The following is a 24,338-nucleotide window of genomic DNA, read 5'->3' on the forward strand; positions in this document are numbered from 1 at the left end:
TGAAATATTTCTTTCATTATTAACTTCAAAAAACGACTGACATGAAGCAAATTAACCTATGCTTTTTATTGCTCATTACCCTATTGGGGATCAGGGCAAATGCACAAACCAATATAGATATTGGTACTGGCAGTAGTACTTCCGACAATTCGCCAATTCAAAGGAACGCAAACTATTCTGCCAGTCAATTACTATATCTGAGTTCAGAAATAAATAATTCCGGATTAATCAGCGGATTAGGTTTTTATAAAGCAAGTGGGCTTAGTACAGTAACTATCGACAGTGTTTACATTTATCTAAAAACTACTACCGATACTTCTTTCGGAACCTCCACTACCACAGCATCAACTAATGGTTACACCTTGGTATATCAAGGCCCATATCCAAATACAGTAACAGGATATTCAACTGTAAATTTTAATGTAGTTCCTAATTTTAGCTACTACACTTATATGGGTAATCTTGCAGTCCTTATCGTAAGACCTTATCAGGCTTCCACAACAAGTCGCCCATATTATCGCTATACAACTTTTGCCGGTTCTTCGAGAAATGCATGGTATGCAAACTCCTATGCATTTTCTGATACAACAACTTTAGCGATTTCCAATTGGAGACCTAATATAAGGTTAAGAATTACTGCTACCTGCCCGGCACCAACATCGCCCACAGCAACAAATCTTACTGCATTTACCGCAGACCTTAACTGGACTTACGCCAATAGTCCTATGACTTATGAAGTAAAATACGGCCCGCAGGGATTTAACGTAAATACGGCCGGAACTTCCGTTTATACGGCAACAAAACCTTACACCTTAAATCCGCCGCTGACGCCATCCACCTCTTATAGTTATTATGTAAGAGCAATCTGTACTGTTGGCGATACCAGTGCATGGTCGGCTGTTACCAATTTTGCGACACCGGCAACCTGCGTTGCGCCTTCGGCTCCAACCTCAACCGGCATTACAAAAAATTCAGCCATATTAAACTGGACCAATACCGGTTCACCCATTAATTTTGAAATAAAATACGGAGTACAAGGCTTTGATGTAAATACAGCCGGAACTTCTGTTTTTACCACTACTAAGCCTTATATCTTAAACCCGCCGCTGACGCCTTCCACCAATTACAGCTATTACGTAAGGTCGGTGTGTACGCCAGGCGATACCAGCGCATGGTCTCCTGTAAAAAACTTTACTACTTTATGTGACTATCCTTCCATCCTCTCCGCTACTGACGGCACGGCCTGTAGTGGTGGCACGGCTACTTTACAGGCAACAGCAGATGCAGGTGGATCATTTAAATGGTACAATGTTGCCACAGGGGGTACCGCTTTAGGCACAGGCAATAGTTTTGTGACACCTGTTTTGACAACTTCAGATACTTTCTTTGCTGAATCTTCCCAATTGACTACTGCCGGAATTGCAGGCGTTCAGAATTATTCAACTACTAATGGCGGATTTATTACTGTAGGAACAAATATCGGCATGGGTATCAAATTTAATGCATTAAAGAACATTATTGTTGATAGTATAGGTATGTGGGTGAATGATACTATAGCAAGCCAGATGATCCTTCGATTGTACAGCAACACTACTACAGTGGTACGCACCGATACAATACAGATAGCCGCTTTTAATCATCCTGACGCTTCTAATCCTATAAGTACTGCTAACCCATACAAACTATACATACCTCTGGGCTATTCCCTTTCGCAGGCAAACAATTATGTCTTGGCAGCTTTACCGGGATCGACCACTGTTTTTCACAGACGAGGTGGCAGTGGTAATAGTCTATCTTATCCGTACTCAAATACCGCAGTATCCATAACTGCTAATGTTGTAGGTGGGCCTTCAAGTACTAATACAACCCAGGTGTATTGTATTTATGATTTAGCAACATCTACAGCCTGCACCAACCCGACCCGTCAACCTGTGATCGCAACCGTAACTCCTAACCCATTAGCACTGTTGCCTGATACATCAGGTACTTGTAACGGCATTGCAGCAACATTAAACAGCGGTTCTGCCAATACTACATGGACACCTGCAAATGTGTTATATACCGATGCAGCCGCTACTACAGGTTATACAGGAGCTGCATTACAAACCGTATATGCTAAAGTTACTACGCCGACAACTGTTTACGCAAATACTACTTCAGGCGCATGTGCTTTCAACGATTCGGTATATATAGACCTTCAGACAGGTACAGCCGTAACTATTACACCGGCTACAGCTGCCATGGCTTGCGGCGATGTAACACCTGTAGCATTAACGGCTAATACCCCTGTAACCTGGGCTTTGAATGGCGGCAATTTATATACGGATGCCGCTGGCACTACTACATATACAGGAACAGCAACCACCGGTATTTATGCTAAATCCAACAATAACCGTAATGTAATAGGTGCCTATGAAATCGGTGGCTGTACATTTGCAGATACCGCTGTTGTAATAGTTAACAACCCTGCATCCTCTGTAACCATAGCCAACAACTCAGGAGCCGGCAATACAGATTCAAGTGTAGTTGCAGGAACAATGGCAAACCTGCATAATGCTGATTGCGAGCTGATGGCATCTGTAACGCCGACAGGAGGCGCACCGCTAAATGGTGTATTGAACGGAAAAATTATTATGGATGGTTCTGTACAAAATACAGCTACCGGTCCTTATGTAACACGTCATTTTGAGTTGACACCTGCAAATAATGCAGCTGCAGCCACGGCCAATATCACCTTGTATTTCACACAAGCTGAATTTACGGCTTACAATACTTTTGTAACGAACAATGGCAACCCTGCGGTAAATCCATTATTGCCCACAAATCCGTCCGACCCGACAACTAATATCCGGATTGATAAATTTAATGCAGCAAGCGGCAGCCCAAGCCCGACCAATAATAACAGCGTAGTCGTTATCTCTCCGACATCCGTTACATGGGATGCAACGAACAACTGGTGGGCTGTTACTTTTCCTACAACCGGTTTCAGCGGCTTCTTCCTGCATACTAATATAACAGCAACACCATTGCCGATTGTCTGGAAAAATGTTTCAGCTACATTGAACCGCCAGAAACAAGCAGTCATCAACTGGACGGTTGTTGAAAAGGAAACAGCCGGATACCGTGTCGAAAAAAGCATGGATGGCAATAAATTTGAGAACCTTGCTGCCATAAACAGCAAAGGCACCGGCAATAATGCTTACAGCTATACAGAACCTGCGGCATTAAACGGCAAAGCATGGTACAGGATAGTACAGCTAAGCAAAGAGGGCAAGGAAGATTACAGCAAGATCATGGAACTGCAAAACAGCAGTATCTATGGCCGTATCAGCATCTATCCTAATCCTGCTACACAGGTATTGACCGTGGAAACAGAAACAACTGCAGCTTATACTATCTATGACCTGCAAGGTAAAGTTGTATTGAAAGGTAATTTGCAATCAGGCAAAAACACGTTGAATATCTCCGGTCTTGCCAAAGGTTTTTATACCATAAAAATCGGTGATTATAACCAGAAGATTGTGCTGCAATAAGAAACAGCAATATTTAATATTAAGGCAAGGGCTGTCCGGATTTTCCGGGCAGCCCTTGTTGCTTGTTTTTCATTCGTTCAGTCAATCGTTTAGGTCTCTTGATAATACATTTAGCTGTTTCAGTCAATTGTTTAGGTCTTTGGATGATGCATTTAAGTCTTCCGATGCTGTTTTTAAGCCCTTTAATAATGTTTTTAAGTCTTTTGATGATGTCTTTAGCTTATTTGAAGGAGTGTTTAGGTCTTTCGAAGAAGTGTTTAGCTTTTCTAATGAAAGGAAATGCTCTCGTACTTCAAAAAAGCTAAACAATTAAGGCCCGCAGCTAAATTTTTAGCTGCGGGCCTTAATTGTTTGAAAACAGGCTTGAAAATTTAAGCATTGTCCTCTGTCGGCTCTTCGGATTTTTTCCGGCTGCTACGCGGGAAAAACTGCTTAAGGTCTGCTACCTTTTCGGCAAATCCCGGAAGCCCTCTTCCTTTCTTGTATTGCGCATAGGCATAATCTGCCAGGGCATCTGAATAGTTATCATTATCATGCATCATTTTGGTGCTTTCCATCTGATAAACAAGGCTTGCAAGGCGGGTTTTGCGCGTCTCAAGGTATTCCCTTGACTCAAAATCCGATTCAAACTCTCTCCAGTCTACATCGTCGGCACTTAAACCGGGTTTGTTTCTGTTGTAATCATGTACTTTGTTAACAAACAACTTATTCTGTTCGTTAATCATCCCTACGGCCTGACGTTGCTCTTCGGTGAGCGCCACCAGGTTGCCGTTCAGGAGGTTCTCCAGCTCTCCTATTTTTTGGTCGATTTGTTCACGCAATTCAGGTTCCAGTTGCGTTCTGATTAGATCTTTCATATTCAATGTTTTTTTAAAATTGTTTATAATATTCTATTAACTGCATTTTATTTATTTTATTATGTAGTAATAATTATTTTTTTAAACAAAAAAATACAGTTTTAAATATTCAATGAAGTTCTTTTAAGCGTTTTTTTAGAATTTATCAAGGTTACACTTTTTTATAAAGAAGAGCCGGATAAGGTTAACATTGGTTCTTTGTCTAAAATAAAATAATATGTTTATTGGTTGTAAACAGTATTTTTTTTTCACTATTACGTATTTTTTATAGACTGAGTAAGGTTTTTGAAAATGTGCACGCCTTGTCATTTTTAAAAAATAGCTCACGCTATTTCTTTCATCTATCTGGGATGTTGCCTTGTAAGTTTTAATTTTAATTGTTTTCAGATTAAAAAAATAATGTACTTTTATGCTTAAAGTATAATTAAAAGTGTTATTTTTGATTTTAAGGTTATATTAAATCAGGCTTTTTATTCCTGAAAAACAGATAATCGTTGGGAAAAATACAAATATGATTAGGTGAAACTATAAATTTTACATATCAATCGTTTTTTTTTATTGCGTATTTTATACCTCTTCCTAAATGGTATTTGTTGACACCATTTACTGTTAGCTCTAATCTTATAATAATTTTTTTCATATTTTTTAATCTATAATTTAATACTTATGATTTCACTCACTACAAAAAAAAGGGCGAGATTACTGCCCTTTCTTTTCGGATTCTTACCTGCAGTTTTTTGCAGTGATATAACCCATGCGCAAAGTGCCGAGGTACCGGTCACGGGCTTTAATGCAGATTTTGTTGCCGATGGAACTGACAGCCTGGCCTCTGTTTCCACCACAGCAACCTTTGGCAACTATGTTGTGGTCAGCTCCACTTTTGGCACAGGGGCAACTGCCTGCGGTACTGCGGCTAATACCCTGCCTGCCAATAACCAGGTGACGAGTACCAATACCACCAACAATACAGGCATAACCTATACTTTACAGCCATATGGTAATGGGGCAGCAACCCATAATAATACCTTAAATGTCATTGCCGGAAGCTCGGGTACATTCACATTGGTTACGCCTGTATCGGCCGGTGTGTTATACCTTGTAGGTATGGGAAATGGCAGCTTCACCGCAACCATCAATTATACCGATTCCACCACTGAAACAGTAGCCGGACTTTCTATGCCGGACTGGTGCTCCGGTGCGGCTACTTACAGGCTTACAGGAGCCGTACTAAACAGGATAAGAGTGGACCAAACTAATTGTGGGACCTGCCCTTACCTTTTTGAAGTGCCCGTAGCTATTAGTCCTGCTAACTTTAGTAAGACAATCGCTTCCATTACGATAAACAATACAGGTGCTAACCCAATTTTCATATTTGCAGTCGGAAAGAAAGACCCATGTACCACTCCGGCAGCGCCCACAGCGTTAAGCTTTGGCACACCTACCTATACAAGCATAAGCGGTTCCTTTACTGCAAGCGGGGCAACCAACTATCTGGTAGTTCGTTATCCGTCAGGAAGCATGCCAACTGCGCCGGTTGATTTTACTACTTATTCAGCGGGTATGTCCTTAGGTACCGGAACTGTAGTCAGTGCGGGGAACACAACCGGCTTTACCGCAACAGGATTGTCCACCCAAACGACGTACGATTTTTATGTTTACGGCTATAATGGCGGCGCTTGTGCCGGCCCGGTTTACAGTACAATGACACTTATGGGTTCACAAGCTACAGCGTTTTGTGCTGCAATAACAAGCACGACACCTGATACCATTTGCGCAGGGATGCAAGCCGGTTTACAAGCTACTCCTGATGCAGGAAGCACAATAAAATGGTATTCGAATGCAACGGGCGGCACAGCGTTGGCAACGGCAAATAGCTTCACGACCCCTGCGTTGAATGCTACAACCAATTATTATGCCGAGGCAAGCAAGATAGTACCTGAAGGCTTTGCAGGCAAAACTCAGGGAGGGGGAACTTCTAATTCTGCGCAATTTGGTCTGCAGTTCAATGCTTTGACAAACATCAAGATTGACAGTGTTGCCGTATGGGTAGGTGGCAACGGCCAAATCGCAATCGAAGTAAGGAATGGAACAAATACGACTTTGATGCAGAAAACTGTACAAATTACCAATTCAGGTGGCACTCCCGGCACCCCTGTCAAAATCTATGTCCCCCTGAATTTCAATGTACAGGCAGGAACCAATTACAGGTTGGTAACAGGTACTTCCAACGGTGTTGCAATGCTCAGGGAGTCAACCGGAGTAACAGGTTTTCCATATACCATCCCTGATGTAATAAGCCTGACTGCAAGTATAAGTAGTAATGGAACTAGTATTTTATCTAACAGATATTATTACTTCTATGAAGTACACGTTTCCACGGCGTGTACTAATCCGACCCGCCAGGCAGTTACAGCTACCGTAACCGAAGCTACCGTTGATGTGACAGCTGCAACTCCCAATATGAATTGTGGTGCGACAGCTGTAAGCATAACATCGAACTCAGCCGTTACATGGACCATGGAAGGCGGCAACCTTTATACAGATTCCGCTGCAACCATGCCTTACACAACAGGAACGGCAACAACGGATGTTTTTGGAAAAGCTGTAAACAACAGGTATGTAAAAGGGACTTATATTCTTGATGGTTGCAGCTTTGCGGATTCCGTCCTGGTAACCGTAAGTAATCCTGCTGTAGCTCCGATGCTGGCTAATAACACAGGCGCAATAAATACAGATTCAAGTATAGTAAGTAATACTGCAGCAGACCTGCACAATGCCGATTGTGAACTGATAGCAAGATTAACACCCGCAGGCAGCTCGCCTGTAGCAGGTTGGCTTACAGGAAAAGCAATTATGGATGGTTCTGTACAAAACACCGCTACCGGACCTTACGTAACACGCCATTTTGAATTGACGCCGAAAGCTAATGCCGCCGGTTCCTCTGCCATGGTCACTTTATATTTTACCCAGGCAGAGTTTGATGCTTATAATACTTATGTAACAACCAACGGCATGAATGCTGTCCATCCACTGTTACCGGCAAGTCCCGCCGAAAGTGGCAATACAGCTAATATATGGATAGACAAGTTTAATGCTGCAAGCGGAAGCCCGGGCCCTGCTAATAACAATTCCGTTATAGTTATTGCACCAACGTCGGTTACATGGGAGACAGCCAATAACTGGTGGGCGGTAACTTTCCTGAGCACAGGTTTCAGTGGCTTCTTCCTGCATACCAATGTAACGCAAACGCCTTTGCCGGTTAACTGGATTGCTACATCAGCTACTCTGAACCGTCAGAAACAAGCAGTCATCAACTGGAGTGTTGCTGAAAAAGAAGCAACCGGATACCGTATCCAAAAAAGTGTTGACGGCAATAAGTTTGAAAACCTCGCTACTGTTAACAGTAAAGGTAACGGCAACCATACTTATAGTTATATGGAAGAAAGTATCCTTAACGGCAAAGCATGGTACAGGATAGTACAAACAGGTAAAGATGGCAGGGAAGATTACAGCCGTATCATGGAACTGCAAAACAGCAGCATCTATGGCCGTATCAGTATTTACCCTAACCCTGCAAAACATGTACTGACCGTAGAAACAGAAACAGTTGCAGTTTATGGTATCTATGACTTACAAGGCAAAGCTGTAATGAAAGGTAACCTGCAATCAGGTAAAAATACTTTGAATGTATCGGGTCTTGCAAAAGGTTTTTATACCATTAAAATCGGCGATTACAATCAGAAGATTGTATTGCAATAAAGAAGACATCTCTGTTTATTCCAAGCGGCTGCATTCCCTGAATGCAGCCGCTTTTTTCTTAATATATATCAGGCAGATGTAGCATTGCCTTAAAATACATATATCAATTACGATAACAGCAATTTTCCAATAAATATTCAGCATCGCTTTAACGAGCCACAAAATTCAATTTCCTATCTTTGCCGTCCTTAAATAGATACTATGCTTTCCAATGATGTTTTATTGAAAGCCTATCGCCTGATGATGACCGCCAAAGCGATGGCCGATATATACGAGAATAACAGACCCATTTGTAAATACGTTCATTCCACTTCAAGAGGCCATGAAGCCATACAATTAGCCACAGGCTTTTTATTAAAGGATTATGATTGGGTAAGCCCTTATTATCGCGACGAGAGTCTGATGCTGGGCATGGGTTGGAGGCCTTATGAAATGATGCTGCAATTACTGGCTAAAGGCGACGATCCATATACCGGAGGCAGGGCATATTACAACCATCCGAACAGCCGCAAAGAAAATCTTCCTAAGATTATTCATCAAAGCAGTGCAACCGGCATGCAAGTAATCCCTACAACCGGAGTGGCACAAGGCATTGATTATATTGAATCACAAAAGTTAAAAGAATATCCGGAACCGCCTGTTGTCATTTGTTCACTGGGCGATGGCAGTGTTACGGAAGGCGAAGTGAGTGAAGCATTTCAATTTGCCGTATTAAAGAAACTGCCGATTATTTATCTGGTACAGGACAATGATTGGGGTATCTCGGTAAGCAGTGACGAAGCGCGTACGATGAATGCTTATGAATACGCAGCAGGTTTTAAAGGCATGGAGCGTATGAGCTTTGATGGCAGTGAATTTGAAACCTCTTATAAAGGCATGCAGGATGCCATAGCTTATGTCAGAAAAAACCGCGCTCCTATATTAGTGCATGCAAAAGTGCCTTTGCTCGGACACCATACCTCCGGCGTACGTAAAGAATGGTACAGAACGGAAGAAGACCTTGCGAAGCATTATAAAAATGACCCTGCTCCGAAATTAAAATCATTACTGATAGAAAGAGGCATCACGCCCGATGCTTTAAATAATATAGAAGCGGAAGAAACTGCTTTTATCAAAAATGAATTTGACCTGGCAGTAGCGGCTCCGGAACCTGACCCATCAACGGTTTCAGATCATGTGTTTGCACCAACTCCCGCAACGGAAGAGAAGGGCCACCGTTCTCCTGAAGGAAGGGAAAAGGTTGTAATGGTAGATGCGGCTTTGCATGCGGTAGAAGAAATTTTAAGAAAACATCCCGAAGCATTGTTCTTTGGTCAGGATGTAGGACGCAGGCTGGGCGGCGTTTTCAGAGAGGCGGCTACATTGGCGGATAAGTTTGGCGATGAGCGCGTTTTTAACACCGCCATTCAGGAAGCTTATATCGTTGGTTCTACAGCGGGTTTGAGTGCCGTTGGTTTAAAATCCATTGTTGAAGTTCAGTTTGCAGATTATATATATCCGGGCATCAATCAGTTGGTGACGGAATTAAGTAAGTCCAGTTATTTAAGCTGCGGTAAGTTTCCGGTAAACATGATTTTGCGTGTTCCGATCGGTGCTTATGGCGGCGGCGGTCCTTATCATAGCGGCAGCGTGGAAAGCACTATTGCTACTATTAAAGGTATCAAGATTGCTTACCCTTCCAATGCAGCCGATCTGAAAGGCCTGATGAAAGCGGCTTTCCTTGACCCTAATCCGGTAATTATGTTTGAGCATAAAGGGTTGTACTGGAGTAAGGTACCGGGAACGGATGAAGCCAAAACCATTGAACCGGATGAAGATTATGTATTGCCGTTTGGTAAGGGCCTGCTTGTATTGGAAGCCGACGCAGCACAGGTTGATAATGGTAATTCCATTTGTGTCATTACCTATGGAATGGGTGTGCATTGGGCAAAAGCCGCAGCCAAACATTTCCCGGGAAGTGTTGATATCGTTGACTTACGTACTTTATTCCCACTGGATGAAAACCTTGTTTATGAAACCGTAAGGAAACATGGTAAATGTCTGGTACTTACGGAGGAGCAATTGAACAATTCTTTTGCAGAAGCCCTTTCCGGAAAGATTGCACAACATTGTTTCACGAGCCTGGATGCACCGGTTCAGACATTAGGTGCGTTGAATCTTCCCGCAGTGCCAATGAATATCGGCCTGGAAGCAGAAATGTTACCAAATGCAGAGAAGGTGAAAGAAAAGATGGAATGGTTGTTGAATTATTAGTTTTCAATAAAGGAAGTATCCCATAAAACAAAAACCGGCGCAAGCCGGTTTTTGTTTTATGATTATTACGAATTTAATCGACGTGAATACATTATACTTTTATTAGTTATTTTTGCAGCAATAGCCTTTTCCTGCTTCTCTTTCAATAAATCTGTTAAGAATGAAAAAAACTTTACTTACACTTATCTTATTAAGCTCCGTTGTTTATGCTGTTTATGCTGCTAAGCATGAAACGATTTCCGCACCTGCTACATCAACTATTAAAACGGCAGAAAATGACGATGAGGCAAGCGCTGATAATAGCGATGACCAGATGTCTGCAGACATAACGTCTCAGAACATTGTCAAGATGAATTTTTCATCTTTAGTGGTAAAAAACTTTTCATTTCAATATGAAAGAGTGCTTGTACCAAAGTTGTCTGCCTGTCTGGGCATCAGGTTTATGCCTAAATCCGGATTGCCTTTTTCGGGTACAGTTGCTTCTAAAATAGAGGAGGATGATGATAACGATGATGCAACAACACAATTCATCAAAAAAATGGATATGGGAGGTTGGGCCATCACACCTGAACTGCGTTATTATTTTGGCAGGGGCAACGGAAAAGGCTTCTATGCAGGACTTTTCGTGCGCTATGAACGTTTTGACCTGAATTCTGTTTATGTGTATAAGGACGACAATAATGTTACTACCAATATCGGATTCGATGGCCATTATTCCTCAGCCGGCGTTGGTTTGATGATAGGCAGTCAGTTTATGTTGAGTAGTCGCTTTACTTTGGATTGGTGGATATTGGGGCCTTATTATGCAAAGCCTAAAGTTGAATTGAGTGGTTCCGGTTTCAATTTATCTGATAAGGACAGGGACCAGCTAAACGAAAATCTTAATGGAATAGAAATAGATTTTTCCTCTTTTAAGACAACTTCGGTAGTCAGCAATACAACAGCCAGCCTTAAAGTAGATGGAGGTAGCCTGCCACTTGTTCGTGGGTTTGGCTTGTGTCTTGGCTTTAGGTTTTAGATGTTTAGATTTTTTGATAGATAGATAAAATATTGTGTTATGAAAAAGATCCTTTTCCCGCTTACGCTTGTTGCTGCAATATTATTGCTGACGTTACAGTCGTGCGATAAAGTTAAAGACATTGTAAAAGCCAATGTTCCTGTTACAATGGAGTATGATATTGTTATTCCGCAGGTAACAGATGCAAGTCAGCCCGCAAGTGTAACAACTGATCTTGCTTTTGATATAGATGCTGCCATTAAAGATGCCAATAAGCAATTGGGCGTAGGTAATGTAAAATCAGCAAGCCTTTCTTCCGTTACTTTAAGCATCCTGCCTGAAAACCAGGACCCACAGGATAATCTTACAGCTTTGTCTATGCTGAACTTAAGCATGTCTTCTGATCAGAAACCTGAATGGGTTTCAATCTGTAGTCTCAACCAGGCACCGACAGAACCTTACGAATTGAATTTACCCGTTAATCAGAATGCTGATTTGTCGGGCTATTTTACTTCCGATAATTTTCATTTCAAAGCTGATGTAAAAGCGAACCGCACTACTACCAAAGTAATCAAATGCAAGGCTACCATCAAGTTTATAGTAGTGGCTTCTTTGTAAGTGAACATTGATTGAATCAAGAAGAACAACAGTAATAAAAAGATTTACAGTTTTCCTGTAAATCTTTTCTATTCTATAGATTTATAAAGCGGGTTGAATATTTTGGAGGGTAAAATTCTTTGGCCTGTGTGACGACACAGGTCAAAAAAGGTCTTTTAATCATGTCTTTCCTGCTATTTTATTTAGAAAATGAGGAAAGAGAAGTAATAACGTTAGTGCATCTTACTACGCTTCATGCTCCAGGAAGCGTAAGCACCGCCTGCAATTACTGCAAGAATTACAATACCCAACGTAATCCAGAATTCAGATGGTAAGCCTTCAGAAGATAAAAGAACATTTCTCATTTTGAAAAATTTTTTGTTGAGTAAAGTTATTCTTTATTTATTCCGATTTTTAATAAATTAAAAAATTAAATTTTCATTAACTACTCAACGCTAGGTATCATGCATAACTCATATTTGACAATTGGTTTTATTTTTTAATAAATAATCAACCAATTGTAAGACGATTATATGATTTTTGTCAACTTTTTTGTTTTATCCGGCGCGTAAATAGCTATAATTTTTAAGCCTGAATCATTCTCTTTTATAGCTTGAATTATGAACGAACGTTCAGTTTGAAAAAGGATCTTAGCGAGAATAAGGAAGGCTTATTGGTTTCCGGAATTCATAAACCGGGAATTATGAGTGCTACAAACTATATTTTCTAAACGACTATCTGCATGCAGGAAACAGCAGACGATAAACCGAATTTATCCCCGTAGGGATTTAATATTGGTAGTAATGTAGATTACGTATTATTGGTTTGTCCTGTAGGGACAAGATCGGATAGCATTGTCCATTTGTAATGTTGCAATGTGACCCCGCCGGGGTCTTAACAGAGCGGTTTAATATATTCTACCAATATTAAATCCCTACGGGATAATCTGAATATTTTGTTTCCTGCATGCAGATAGCCAATTTTTCTAAATGAAAAAACCTTACAGAATTTCAAATCCTGTAAGGTTCCGATATTGATTATTCAAATAATTACATTCCCAGCAAATAAGCAAAAATCAAAGGAGCTACAATGGTAGCATCGCTTTCAACAATGAACTTAGGTGTATGGATATCTAACTTGCCCCAGGTAATTTTCTCATTCGGAACAGCGCCGGAATAAGAACCATAAGAGGTTGTGGAATCAGAAATCTGGCAGAAATAAGACCAGAACGGAACATCATGCCATTCCAAATCCTGGTACATCATGGGAACGACGCAAATCGGGAAATCACCTGCAATACCGCCGCCAATCTGGAAGAAGCCTAAACCCTTGCCGGTGCTCATTTCACGGTATAATTCCGTAAGCCAGACCATATATTCAATGCCGCTTTTAACGGTGCTTGCTTTCAATTCGCCTTTGATGACATAGCTTGCGAAAATATTACCCGTAGTGCTGTCTTCCCAACCCGGAACGATAATCGGAAGATTCTTTTCGGCTGCCGCTACAATCCAGCTGTTCTTAGGGTCAATTTCATAATATTCTTTCAACTCGCCGCTTAATACAATTTTGTATAAAAATTCATGCGGGAAAAAACGCTCGCCTGCTGCTTCTGCATCTTTCCATGCTTTTTCCAGATGTTTTTGTAAACGACGGAATGCTTCTTCTTCAGGAATACAAGTATCTGTAACGCGGTTGTAATGGTTTTCCAATAAATCCCACTCGTCTTGCGGTGTAAGGTCGCGATAGTTCGGAACACGTTTGTAGTGCGAATGCGCCACAAGATTCATTACGTCTTCTTCAAGGTTTGCACCTGTACATGAAATCATGTGAATCTTATCCTGGCGAATCATTTCAGCTAAGGAAATACCTAATTCGGCTGTACTCATGGCACCTGCAAGCGATACCAGCATTTTACCGCCTTCCGTCAGGTGTGTTTCATATCCTTTGGCAGCATCCACCAAAGCGGCTGCATTAAAGTGACGGTAATGATGTTCGATAAACTGAGAAACGGGACCTTTACTCATATTGTGAATTTTATTTTAATGTAAATTTGGTTTGCAAAAGTATGATTTTGTAAGTTCTCTGCCATATTACCTTCCTTAAAATTGTTTTGCACTGTATTAAAGAAAAAAGCGCAACCCATACAGGTCGTGCTTTTCGTCGAATATTAAATTTTATTTTACCACAATCTTAATTGTTCCGGATCCATTATTGGTAAGCATTTTGATTATATACAAACCTGCATGGATATTCGCATTTTCAATCAGGATTTGCCGATGTCCGGCTTTGCCTTTATTGTTTTGCTGATAAACAATTTTTCCTGTCATATCATACATCCGGATGCTCAAATCAGTATCCGAAGTCAGGTTAAAGTCGAGGATAATTTTTTCGGAAGTCGCTTCCCCCAGCACTTTTAAGCCAATGTTTCCGGTTGCAGGCGTGATGATATTAAGCGGATTATCTGTCACTTTAATATCATCATAAGACAATTCATAAGCTCCGCCCGTATCGCAGGCATAAGTAAAAGCTAAAAAGAACGGCGTACCCTTAAAGTCTGTTAAGTCAATGCCATTTACTTGCGACCAGATATCGGCATCAGGCCTGTGGCTCATATCCTGCACCTGAAGTATGGTCCAAGTTGCACTGTCAGGAACCGTACCTGAAATATAATTTGTTGAGATTTTAATGGTTCTGATGACGGTTCCTTCAAATCTTCTTTTTTGCCAAAAGCTAAGTACAGGCTTTGTCATCCCTGAAAAATCATAAGGTTCGGCAGAAATAAGCCAATCTTCATTTGTGTTTGAAACAGCTATAGCTACTCCACCGCTCATGCTGATTGCTGCGCTGTCATCATGCCCGTTGACATTGCATTTCCATGTTTTTGTTCCTGAGACATTATACTGTACAAAAGTTCCGATAGCTGTATCCGAACAATCCGAAAAACTTTCGTTCAGCATGGATGGCAATACAGGAACGGGTGGCGGGGTAGTATCGACTGTGGAAAATGTCCAGTAAGCTGTGTCTGTAATGGCATGGTTTGGTAAAGTATCACTTTGCTTTAAAAATGTTCCTGCCGGCATCAGCACATAATAACTTGTATTGTTTTCAAGGTTGATGCCATTAACTATTGCGGTAGAATCATTGATAGTAATTGCTGAAGAAGGTACGGTAAAACTTGTTGGTAATAGATTTCCTGTTTTATATAAATCAATTTGTCCTGAACCGGGCTGAATGAGATTATCATAATGTAAAGTCAGTTGGTTTGTGGAAAGCGATATTGCGGTATCTGTAGGCGTTTTTGACAAAAGTTCTATATTGGCCTGTGGAGGCATAATGCTCCACGATAAACTAAAATTGTCAATGGCAGATGTTGTCCTGTTGCCTGTTCCTGTTGTCGGGAGCAAGGAAACGATTCTTATATAAACAGGTTGTGATTTGTTATTCAATGCATTTCCGAAATCAACCGTAATCGTCTCTTTTGAAAATTGATTGCCACCTGTAGTCATTATTCCTGTGGTTGAAACAGGTATAAAAGACGCAGGATTGTTGCCAATACCATAATCTACACTCCATGTGGTAACGCGACTTGCATTGGAATCCAGCGATTGCAGATTGAAGGATAGCATGAAATTCTCGAAACCTGTTGTGTTGGCTATTTTTAAAACAAAACCTGCATTTTTGTCGATTGCGGTATTTTGACGGACACCCAATGCTCTGTTGCTTTGCCCGGATTGTGAAGCGCTTGTTGCGTCGGCAAAAAATGTATAAGGAATGCCGGATGCAACATTCTTGAATCTGCCTGTAGTATTGCTCCAGCCAGTATTTGCAGCAGGTACATTATTAAAGTAAGTGGTGCTTACATCATTGCCTGAAAACGAAGCAGTCATTCCTGTGTCAACTGTCCAGCCGGTAGGCATAACATTAGCAATGCTGTCAAAATTTTGTGTATAAATAGTGCCTGTAAGTATAACCTGTGCTTGCAGGCTTGTTTGGTATAATATGAAAATCGGAAATAGCCAGACTACAAGCCTCATTCCTTCCAAATATTTTGCTGATTTTTTCATAATGAAATAATTTTATTTATAGTACTGTTTAATGAGCAATTTTATTTAAATATTTTCATTTAACCATAAATAATGCATTGTTTTTTATTTTTCGATAACATTGAATTTCGTTGCTGTGGAAATAATCCTGATAGAAAGCATTATGCTTCCCAGTCTCAATTCCTTATTTTTGCGCAGCGAATCATTTTATATTATGGCAGAAGAAAAAGTAATGGTAGAGTATAACGAAGACAGTATCCGGTCGCTGGACTGGCGCGAGCATATACGCCTGCGTCCCGGTATGTACATTGGTAAGCTGGGCGATGGCAGCAGTATGGATGATGGTATATACGTGCTTGTGAAAGAGGTGGTGGACAACTGTATTGATGAATATACTATGGGACACGGGAAGCAGGTGAATATTACTATTGCCGATGGTTCCGTAAGCGTACGCGATTATGGCCGCGGCATTCCTTTGGGTAAAGTAGTGGATGTTGTAAGCAAAATAAATACCGGTGCAAAGTATGACAGTAAAGCCTTTCAGAAATCTGTAGGTCTGAATGGTGTGGGTACCAAAGCGGTGAATGCATTGAGCAGCTCTTTTACCGTGACATCTTACAGAGAGGGTAAAGCAAAAACCGCCGAGTTTACACAGGGCCAGTTAATCAAGGAACATAAAGAGGTTAATACCACAGAAACAAACGGGACTGAAGTAAACTTTACGCCGGATGCTACTGTATTTAAAAACTACCATTTCATCAACGAATATGTAGTCAATCAAATATGGAACTATTGTTACCTGAATGCAGGCATGGCCATTGTTTTTAATGGCAAAAAATATGTTTCCAAAAATGGTTTGCTGGATTTGTTGAGCAATAAGACAAATGCGGAAGATATACGTTATCCTATCGTTCATTTGAAAGGCGAGGATATTGAAGTGGCATTTACACATACCGGCGATTACGGCGAAGAAATTTATTCTTTCGTAAACGGACAACATACAACGCAGGGTGGTACGCATCAGGCTGCTTTCAGAGAGGCTTATGTAAAAACCATCCGCGATTTTTATAAGAAGGATTATGAAGCTTCCGATATTCGTCAGAGTATCTGTGCAGCTATTTCTGTAAGAGTACAGGAACCTGTTTTTGAATCGCAGACCAAGACCAAATTAGGTTCCATTACCACTTATGAGAATGGCCCTTCCATGAAGTCGTTTGTGTTGGATTTTCTTTCAAAAGAGCTGGATAATTTCCTGCATAAAAATCAGGCTGTTGCAGATGCTTTAAAGAAAAGAATTGAGCAGAGCGAGCGTGAAAGAAAAGAACTTTCGGGCATTCGTAAACTGGCAAATGAACGTGCCAAAAAAGCCAATCTTCACAACAAGAAATTACGGGATTGCCGTATTCATTTAAATGCGGAACCTCCCGCAAAAAATAAAGAAGAGTTTCAGGAAAAGCAATTGCTTTCCACCATATTTATTACGGAAGGGGATTCTGCAAGTGGTTCCATCACAAAAACCAGAAATGTAGAAACGCAATCTGTATTCAGCTTGCGTGGTAAGCCTTTGAACTGCTTTGGCCTTACTAAAAAAGTGGTGTATGAAAATGAGGAATTCAACCTCTTGCAACATGCTTTGAACATTGAAGAAGGTATGGATGGATTGCGTTATAATAATATTGTAATTGCTACCGATGCCGATGTGGATGGTATGCACATCCGTTTGCTGATAATGACTTTCTTCCTTCAGTTCTTTCCCGATTTGGTACGAAATAACCATGTCTATATTCTGGAAACGCCGTTGTTTCGCGTAAGAAATAAGCAGAAAACTATTTATTGCTACAGCGAAGAAGAAAAGCAGAAAGCGGTGGCAGAATTAGGTAACAAGCCTGAGATTACCCGATTTAAAGGCTTGGGTGAGATCTCTCCGGATGAGTTTGGCAGGTTTATTGGCGAAGACATGCGCCGTGAGCCTGTTTTGATTACCAAAGATGCACATATCCAAAAGTTACTTCAGGATTTTATGGGTAAGAATACACCGGAAAGGCAGAAATTTATTATTGAAAATCTGGTAGTGGAAAAAGATATTGTAGAAGCAGTATAGTTATTAACAAGTTTAATATTTAAATAAAAATGTCGGCCTTAAGGGCCGACATTTTTATTTAACCTAAAATGACCAATTGCGTAACAATCGGTTAATGGTGATTTCACATCGGCTTAATATAGCTCGGCTACTTTCGCATCCAAATAGACTAAATTTTTTATGATAAAAGTTTACAAAAGCTGTACGGTTGCGTTTGCGTTAGCATTAAGTGCCTTTAGTGTAAATGCACAAATGCGCATAACCGAATACCAATATGATGGTTCTGAATTTATAGAGTTTACCAATGTAGGCTCAACTAATATAGACATGACAGGCTGGAAGTTCTCTGATAATAGCCGTGCTACCAGTGGGACTAATGCTACCAGCCTTAGCGCCTTTGGAGTTGTAACCGCAGGAGAATCTGTTATTCTTACGGACGTTACGGCAAGTTCGTTTCGTACCACCTGGAATTTATGTGCCGGTGTGAAAGTTATAGGAGGCAATGCTGTTAATCTCGGAAGAAGCGATGAAATTAATCTATATGATAATACTGATGCTTTAATAGACAGGCTTACCTATAACGATCAAGGTACAGCTCCTCTTGGCGGCCCTCGTACCAATACTAAAAGCGCCTGGGTACCGGCAACAGCACTTGGTACCAATGTGCACAACCAATGGGTATTATCAGCACTTGCTGATGCTGAAGGTTCTTTTACTGCCGCCTCGGGTGGTTATATAGGAAGCCCGGGGAAAAGTGCCAGAGCAACGGTTTATTATAATCCCTGTGCGCCGAAAATGCGTATAACCGAATACCAATATGATGGTTCTGAATTTATAGAATTTACTAACGTTGGTTCAGTTGACATAGATATGACAGGTTGGAAGTTCTCTGATAATAGTCGTGCTACCAGCGGAGTCAATGCCACAAGCCTTACTGCATTTGGGACTGTAAATGCAGGAGAATCTGTTGTACTTACAGATGTTACCGCAAGTGCGTTCCGTACAACATGGGGATTATGTCCTGGTGTGAAAGTTATAGGAGGCAATGCCGTTAATCTCGGAAGAAACGATGAGATTAACATATATGACAATAATGATTCACTGATAGACAGGCTTACATACAACGATCAGGGTACAGCTCCTCTTGGCGGCCCGCGTACTAATACTAAAAGTGCATGGGTACCGGCAGTTGCAATGGGTATCAATGTGCACAACCAATGGGTATTGTCAGCAGTTGCTGATGCCGAAACTTCCTTTGCTGCTACTACAGGTGGTTTTATAGGAAGCCCGGGAAAAAGTGCAAGAGCAACGGTCGTATATGATCCTTGTGCCCTTCCGTCGGGTGGTAATCCTACCATTGTGATGGATACGGCTACTACAAGCAATTTGATTGACGGAGGTGTAAGTACTTTACCGCTTACTCCATTCGCAATAAGCGGCGTTATGAATGATGCAACAGACCCGTTGAGCACTGTCGGAATTAATTTTACAATCGGAGATGATGCTACTGCGGTTAATAGCCTTACGGTTACTGCTGTCAGCAGTAATATCACTGTTGTTCCTGCGACTAACATTATTTTATCCGGAACAGGAAGCAGCAGAAACATTAAGATAAACCCGGCTGCTGTTGGCTATGCCGATATTACTGTAACCGTTAATGACGGTACCAATAATACTATTTACGTCATTAACTACGCAGCTTCTGCTGCTGCCACGGATCCTGCCAATGCAGTTTATCACACCGGTTATTCGGATGCTTCTACTGCTGTTGCTTTGGATGATAATTACATGATTATTTCCGACGATGAAAAGAATATATTGAATGTGTATAGCAGGAGTCAATCAGGTTTGCCAGTAAAATCATTTGATTACAGCACACTTTTAGGACTTACAGATTTAAGTAGTGGTGCACCAAGGGAGATAGATCTTGAAGCTTCTGCAAGAAGCCTTACGGATAACAACAAAATTTATTGGTTAGGTTCGCATAGTAATAAGAGCACACCAAGTTTTGATCTGCGCCCGAACAGGAACCGCATTTTTGCTACAACCGTTACAGGTACCGGAGCAACTACTGCTTTCACTTTCGCAGGTTATTATGAGGGTTTGAGAAATGCCGTAAGCACCTGGAGCAATACCAATAGCCTTGGCTTGGTAGCAAGCATGACCGCTGGCTTTGACCCAAAACAAATTGATGGTTTTAATATGGAAGGTATGGCATTTGCTCCTGATAATACGACGATGTATATTGGTTTCAGGGCGCCTTTGGAACCAACTACCAACAGAGTAAATGCTTTGATAGCACCGATTCAGAACTTTGAAACATGGTTTGGAACAGGTACAACAACTGACCCTGTTATCGGAACTCCGATTCTTCTTGATTTAGGAGGGAAAGGTATCAGGGAAATCACCCGTATTTCTCAGAATTCATTTGTGATTGCCGCCGGAGATTATGGCGATGACGGACTTATTGCAAGTGCTCTGTACAAATGGAATGGTAATCCTTCAGATGCACCTGTATTGCTTTCTGATTTTAATGTAGCCAATTTTAATCCGGAAGGTGTGCTGCCTGTATATTCCGGTGGAAATTTGTTGACGAACCAATTGGAAATTATCAACGACAACGGAACGGTTAATTATTATAATGACGGAACTGCTGCAAAAGATTTAAGCATAAATACTTTCAAAAAGTTCAGTTCAAACAAACTGATAACTTTAGGTTCACCGCTTCCTATTGTCTTCCAGAATTTTAATGCAACATACGCGGGCAAAGGAATCGCGGCATTAAAATGGAATGTTGATAATGCTTCAAACTATAGCAGCTTCGATGTAGAGCGTTCTGCTGATGGTATTTCGTTTGAAAGAATTGCAAGTGTAAAAACAGATAATACAACTACTTCATACACTTACAATGATAAAGTTTGTTGTGTTGAAAGTTACTTGTACCGCATAAAAGCCATTACAAAATCAGGTGACAATGCCTACTCTGCTATAAAATTGGTTCGTTTACCGGATGCTGCAAAAGCTGCCAATATAGTGCATGCCTTAAACAGCGATTGGCTGGAAATTACTACATTGGGTAATGACAATATGAAAACCCTGAATGTTTATAACATGAATGGTCAGCGTATCATCGGACTTAATTTTGCAGATACCGAAAAATCAATCAATATATCCGGTATTGCACAAGGTATGTATCTGGTAGAAGTAATTCAGGACGGAAACGTTACCCGCAAGAAAATTGTGAAATAAATCTAATATCATCCTTAATAAAATAAGGCTGCCTGAATTCAGGCAGCCTTATTTTATTAACTTTTATAATTGAAAATATCATTTCCTGAATTTGCTATGGAGTGTTCCTGCTCATCGTCTTTATTTAAATCATTTTTCATTACACGAATATAAAACACAGCAATTAAAGCTATCAACACAATTGTTGAGGCAATTGAAAGTTCTTCCCTGTAACTCCAATGCAATATCCAGAACATAGATGCAACAGCTTTTATAAATACAGCAAATACTTTTATCCAATCCAATAATTTCTTTTTCCGTTTTATAATAAAATGAATAGTATACATCACCGTGATCGCAGTGAGGCCAAACAGGATTAAAATTCCGCTATACGGCCAATGCTGTAATTTGAAGAATAAACCGATAATAAATATTGAAATGGCAATGTAAGAAAGTCGTCCTAATACACTATTTTTTATTGTCCCGATGGAATACATATAAAAGAAAGACAGTAAAAAGCATGCATTCAATAAAATATCTGCTATAAATAATCCAATTAAAAGAAACCGGCAGATAAGCGCAGCAAAGAATAATATGGGAGTTGCAACTAAAAAGAACTTTCGCATGGTAATATTATTATTTCGTTTGGAAAGATAATAAGCATCTCCCATCTTTTCAAAGAAATAACGAATGTTCAAACGAAGGGTATGTATTTTTGCAGAAAATAACTCCCTTGTCAAATTTTCTTACGAAGAATCCTTCGCTTCAAATTAAGGAATTCAGATATTATCTCGCTATTCGCTTCGGATTGATTTTTGCTTTGGCAATGCAATTTACTATTGTTTCTTACTGGGTATATCATCTTACCAATCAAAGCAAGATGGCGCTTGGTTTTGTGGGCCTGGCAGAAGTGGTTCCGGTAATCAGTTGTGCGTTGTTTGCAGGGCATTTTGTTGATCAACAGGAAAAACGCGGTTTGCTTTTAAAGCTGTTAATTGGTTATATTGTTCTGGCCTCGGGGTTGTTCTATTTATCGACGCCGCTGGCTTTTTCTCATCTTGGCAATAGTGTAAGATTAGGCGCTGTTTTCTTTGTCGTTTTTTGCGGAGGGATTTTAAGAGCTTTCTTAAGTCCCACCTCTTTTTCGTTATTGGGGCAAATAGTACCGAGAGATTTATATCCGAATGCTACTTCATGGAGCAGCATGTCCTGGCAGATAGGTGCCGTATTAGGGCCACTGATTGCAGGCGCTGTCATCGCTGTTTTTACCCCTTCCATACCGGTAGATTTATCGCATCATATTGAAGCTGTAAGCTTGTTGATGGCTAATAGTAAGGGAATTGTTTTCGCTTCAGGTGCGGTATTTGTTATTGAATTATTGTTGCTCCTGCCTTTAATGCGCATTCAACCCAAACCTATTTTAAAACAAACGCGCGAACCCATATTGACAAGTATCGGCGAAGGGCTAAAATTTGTTTTTAAAACACCGACTTTGTTAGGCGCACAGTGTCTGGATATGTTTTCGGTTTTGTTTGGTGGTGCGGTTGCCTTGCTACCGGCCGTACAGCAGGAATTTTTCCCTGATAACGGAACATTTTTCAGCGGTGCCAATGCATTTGGTTTTTTACGTGCGGCGCCGGGAATCGGAGCATTATTGACTTTAGGCTTGCTGGCTTTTATTCCTTTAAAAACAAAACCCGGTAAGAAACTATTTGTATGCGTAGCAGGTTTTGGCCTTTGTATTATTGCTTTTGGCTTGTCCAGAAATTTCTTTTTGTCATTTGGTATACTGATTCTTTCAGGCATGTTCGATGCCGTAAGTGTTGTAATCCGTGGTACCATACTTCAATTGGTAACACCGGATGCGATGCGGGGCAGGGTATCGTCTGTAAATACCATTTTTATCAGTTCTTCCAATGAACTGGGTGATTTTGAAAGTGGCGTTATGGCAAGTGCATTGGGTACAGTGACGGCTATTGTAGTGGGTGGCTGTATTACTTTAGGAGTGGTTGGCATTACTTATTTTACTGCACCGACTTTACGTAATTTTTCCTTTAAGGACAGGGATGATAAGAGTTAGGCCTATATCAATTCGGCTACATGCTTCCTGATGTTCTGCGACATTTTCTCCATTGGTAAATCATTGGGGTCTTTGCCGAAGGGTTCTTCAATTTCTTCCGCAATCAGCTCCAGGCTTGCCAAAACGTAAAACACAAAGGTTACAATAGGTGCAACAAAATAACCTAAGGTAAATACATAACCCAATGGCAAAGTCAGCACATACACAAGAATGAATTTTTTGATGAACGAACTGTATGAGAAGGGAATAGGTGTATTTTTAATACGTTCGCATGCGCCGCATATGTCCGTAAAGGACGAAACTTCTCCGTTAATCACAATAAGTTGGTCGCCGCTTATTTTCCCCTGACGATAAAGCTCCTGCACTTTTGAAATCATTAGCCCCGCTAACTGGTTGGGAATATGTTTTTCAGTATCAATCCGCCCTAATTCGGGATGATCAGTGGCATCAAGGCTTAATCTGGTTGATTCAGATTGTAAATGGTCTTTTAATGTAAATGCATACAAGGCAATTGTTTCTTTAAAAAAGAGCCTGCTGTCCAGATCGTTTTCATCTAATATAGCATGAAGCTTCATGGCAAGATTTCGACTGTTATTTACCAGAGAGCCCCATAATTTACGGCCTTCCCACCAACGATCATACGCAGTATTTGTCCTGAATACCAATAATAGCGAAATAACAAAACCCAGTAGGCTGTGCATGGCAGGTAATCCTTTTGCCCAACTGTTTTCGCTCAGCTTCAGGTAATGAATTTCCCAATAGGCTATTCCGAACGAGTATAAGCAGATAACAATCAAAAGCGGGAACAGCTTTATCAGTGTATCTGATTTCTGTATGAAAAACAAGATTTTATACCATTCTTTTGGATTGTAGGCTTTCATGTATCTGAATGTTAGAACGAATCAAATTTA

Annotated in this window: 14 protein-coding genes; 8 read left to right on the plus strand and 6 right to left on the minus strand. The window is 40.7% G+C overall.

Features of this window, described 5'->3' with window-relative positions; genetic code table 11:
• Nucleotides 1-41 precede the first annotated feature (41 nt).
• On the plus strand, nt 42-3,533 hold the full coding sequence (locus tag F0919_RS08625; RefSeq protein WP_150032348.1) for an Ig-like domain-containing protein: 3,492 nt from the start codon (nt 42-44) through the stop codon (nt 3,531-3,533).
• Between the two features lie 371 nt (nt 3,534-3,904).
• Here the strand turns inward: F0919_RS08625 and F0919_RS08630 are convergent, their stop codons facing one another.
• Entirely contained in the window at nt 3,905-4,390 is a 486-nt protein-coding gene (locus tag F0919_RS08630; RefSeq protein ID WP_150032349.1) for a hypothetical protein, read from the minus strand.
• A 666-nt stretch (nt 4,391-5,056) separates the two neighbouring features.
• Between F0919_RS08630 and F0919_RS08635 the strand changes: the two genes are divergently transcribed.
• From F0919_RS08635 to F0919_RS08650, 4 genes are all read left to right on the plus strand, one after another.
• Complete coding sequence (locus tag F0919_RS08635) at nt 5,057-8,149, plus strand: Ig-like domain-containing protein (protein ID WP_150032350.1); 3,093 nt, start codon at nt 5,057-5,059, stop codon at nt 8,147-8,149.
• Between the two features lie 201 nt (nt 8,150-8,350).
• On the plus strand, nt 8,351-10,402 hold the full coding sequence (locus tag F0919_RS08640) for an alpha-ketoacid dehydrogenase subunit alpha/beta (RefSeq protein WP_150032351.1): 2,052 nt from the start codon (nt 8,351-8,353) through the stop codon (nt 10,400-10,402).
• Between the two features lie 160 nt (nt 10,403-10,562).
• Nucleotides 10,563-11,420 carry a DUF3575 domain-containing protein gene (locus F0919_RS08645; RefSeq protein WP_150032352.1) on the plus strand — a complete coding sequence of 286 codons (858 nt, stop codon included), beginning with the start codon at nt 10,563-10,565 and terminating at the stop codon, nt 11,418-11,420.
• A gap of 39 nt (nt 11,421-11,459) precedes the next feature.
• Complete coding sequence (locus F0919_RS08650) at nt 11,460-12,017, plus strand: hypothetical protein (protein ID WP_150032353.1); 558 nt, start codon at nt 11,460-11,462, stop codon at nt 12,015-12,017.
• Nucleotides 12,018-12,229: 212 nt separating this feature from the next.
• On the opposite strand, the gene F0919_RS18720 is transcribed toward F0919_RS08650, so the two are convergent.
• The 3 genes from F0919_RS18720 to F0919_RS08660 all read right to left on the minus strand — a co-directional run bounded on the left by F0919_RS18720 (nt 12,230) and on the right by F0919_RS08660 (nt 16,060).
• Complete coding sequence (locus tag F0919_RS18720) at nt 12,230-12,361, minus strand: flagellar basal body-associated FliL family protein (RefSeq protein WP_262713948.1); 132 nt, start codon at nt 12,359-12,361, stop codon at nt 12,230-12,232.
• Nucleotides 12,362-13,045: 684 nt separating this feature from the next.
• Nucleotides 13,046-14,020, minus strand: coding sequence for a deoxyhypusine synthase family protein (locus F0919_RS08655; RefSeq protein ID WP_150032354.1), 975 nt, complete (start codon nt 14,018-14,020; stop codon nt 13,046-13,048).
• A gap of 150 nt (nt 14,021-14,170) precedes the next feature.
• On the minus strand, nt 14,171-16,060 hold the full coding sequence (locus tag F0919_RS08660; protein ID WP_150032355.1) for a T9SS type A sorting domain-containing protein: 1,890 nt from the start codon (nt 16,058-16,060) through the stop codon (nt 14,171-14,173).
• A 193-nt stretch (nt 16,061-16,253) separates the two neighbouring features.
• Between F0919_RS08660 and F0919_RS08665 the strand changes: the two genes are divergently transcribed.
• Together F0919_RS08665 and F0919_RS08670 are read left to right on the plus strand one after the other, a co-directional pair.
• Entirely contained in the window at nt 16,254-18,140 is a 1,887-nt protein-coding gene (locus tag F0919_RS08665; RefSeq protein ID WP_150032356.1) for a DNA topoisomerase IV subunit B, read from the plus strand.
• Between the two features lie 159 nt (nt 18,141-18,299).
• Nucleotides 18,300-21,368, plus strand: a complete 3,069-nt coding sequence (locus tag F0919_RS08670) for a lamin tail domain-containing protein (RefSeq protein ID WP_150032357.1) — start codon at nt 18,300-18,302, stop codon at nt 21,366-21,368.
• Between the two features lie 56 nt (nt 21,369-21,424).
• On the opposite strand, the gene F0919_RS08675 is transcribed toward F0919_RS08670, so the two are convergent.
• A complete protein-coding gene (locus tag F0919_RS08675; RefSeq protein ID WP_150032358.1) occupies nt 21,425-22,045 on the minus strand; it encodes a GldL-related protein in 621 nt (206 codons plus the stop codon).
• A gap of 35 nt (nt 22,046-22,080) precedes the next feature.
• Here F0919_RS08675 and F0919_RS08680 point away from each other — a divergent pair, with 35 nt between their 5' ends.
• The gene (locus tag F0919_RS08680; RefSeq protein WP_235903478.1) at nt 22,081-23,427 is read left to right on the plus strand and encodes an MFS transporter; all 1,347 of its coding nucleotides are present in this window, start codon (nt 22,081-22,083) and stop codon (nt 23,425-23,427) included.
• Between the two features lie 2 nt (nt 23,428-23,429).
• On the opposite strand, the gene F0919_RS08685 is transcribed toward F0919_RS08680, so the two are convergent.
• Nucleotides 23,430-24,308 (minus strand): bestrophin family protein, encoded by an 879-nt coding sequence (locus F0919_RS08685; protein ID WP_150032359.1) that lies wholly within the window; start codon nt 24,306-24,308, stop codon nt 23,430-23,432.
• Between the last annotated feature and the right edge of the window lie 30 nt (nt 24,309-24,338).

Origin of the sequence: Taibaiella lutea, assembly GCF_008629695.1 — a bacterium.
Classification (GTDB): domain Bacteria; phylum Bacteroidota; class Bacteroidia; order Chitinophagales; family Chitinophagaceae; genus Taibaiella; species Taibaiella lutea.

What these genes read in the sequence shown, in the direction of transcription:
- F0919_RS08640 (WP_150032351.1), top strand. Translation starts at nt 8,351, where the DNA reads ATGCTTTCCAATGATGTTTTATTGAAAGCCTATCGCCTGATGATGACC.
- F0919_RS08670 (WP_150032357.1), top strand. Translation starts at nt 18,300, where the DNA reads ATGATAAAAGTTTACAAAAGCTGTACGGTTGCGTTTGCGTTAGCATTA.
- F0919_RS08660 (WP_150032355.1), bottom strand. Translation starts at nt 16,060, where the DNA reads ATGAAAAAATCAGCAAAATATTTGGAAGGAATGAGGCTTGTAGTCTGG.
- F0919_RS08665 (WP_150032356.1), top strand. Translation starts at nt 16,254, where the DNA reads ATGGCAGAAGAAAAAGTAATGGTAGAGTATAACGAAGACAGTATCCGG.
- F0919_RS08625 (WP_150032348.1), top strand. Translation starts at nt 42, where the DNA reads ATGAAGCAAATTAACCTATGCTTTTTATTGCTCATTACCCTATTGGGG.
- F0919_RS08650 (WP_150032353.1), top strand. Translation starts at nt 11,460, where the DNA reads ATGAAAAAGATCCTTTTCCCGCTTACGCTTGTTGCTGCAATATTATTG.
- F0919_RS08685 (WP_150032359.1), bottom strand. Translation starts at nt 24,308, where the DNA reads ATGAAAGCCTACAATCCAAAAGAATGGTATAAAATCTTGTTTTTCATA.
- F0919_RS18720 (WP_262713948.1), bottom strand. Translation starts at nt 12,361, where the DNA reads ATGAGAAATGTTCTTTTATCTTCTGAAGGCTTACCATCTGAATTCTGG.
- F0919_RS08645 (WP_150032352.1), top strand. Translation starts at nt 10,563, where the DNA reads ATGAAAAAAACTTTACTTACACTTATCTTATTAAGCTCCGTTGTTTAT.
- F0919_RS08655 (WP_150032354.1), bottom strand. Translation starts at nt 14,020, where the DNA reads ATGAGTAAAGGTCCCGTTTCTCAGTTTATCGAACATCATTACCGTCAC.
- F0919_RS08630 (WP_150032349.1), bottom strand. Translation starts at nt 4,390, where the DNA reads ATGAAAGATCTAATCAGAACGCAACTGGAACCTGAATTGCGTGAACAA.
- F0919_RS08635 (WP_150032350.1), top strand. Translation starts at nt 5,057, where the DNA reads ATGATTTCACTCACTACAAAAAAAAGGGCGAGATTACTGCCCTTTCTT.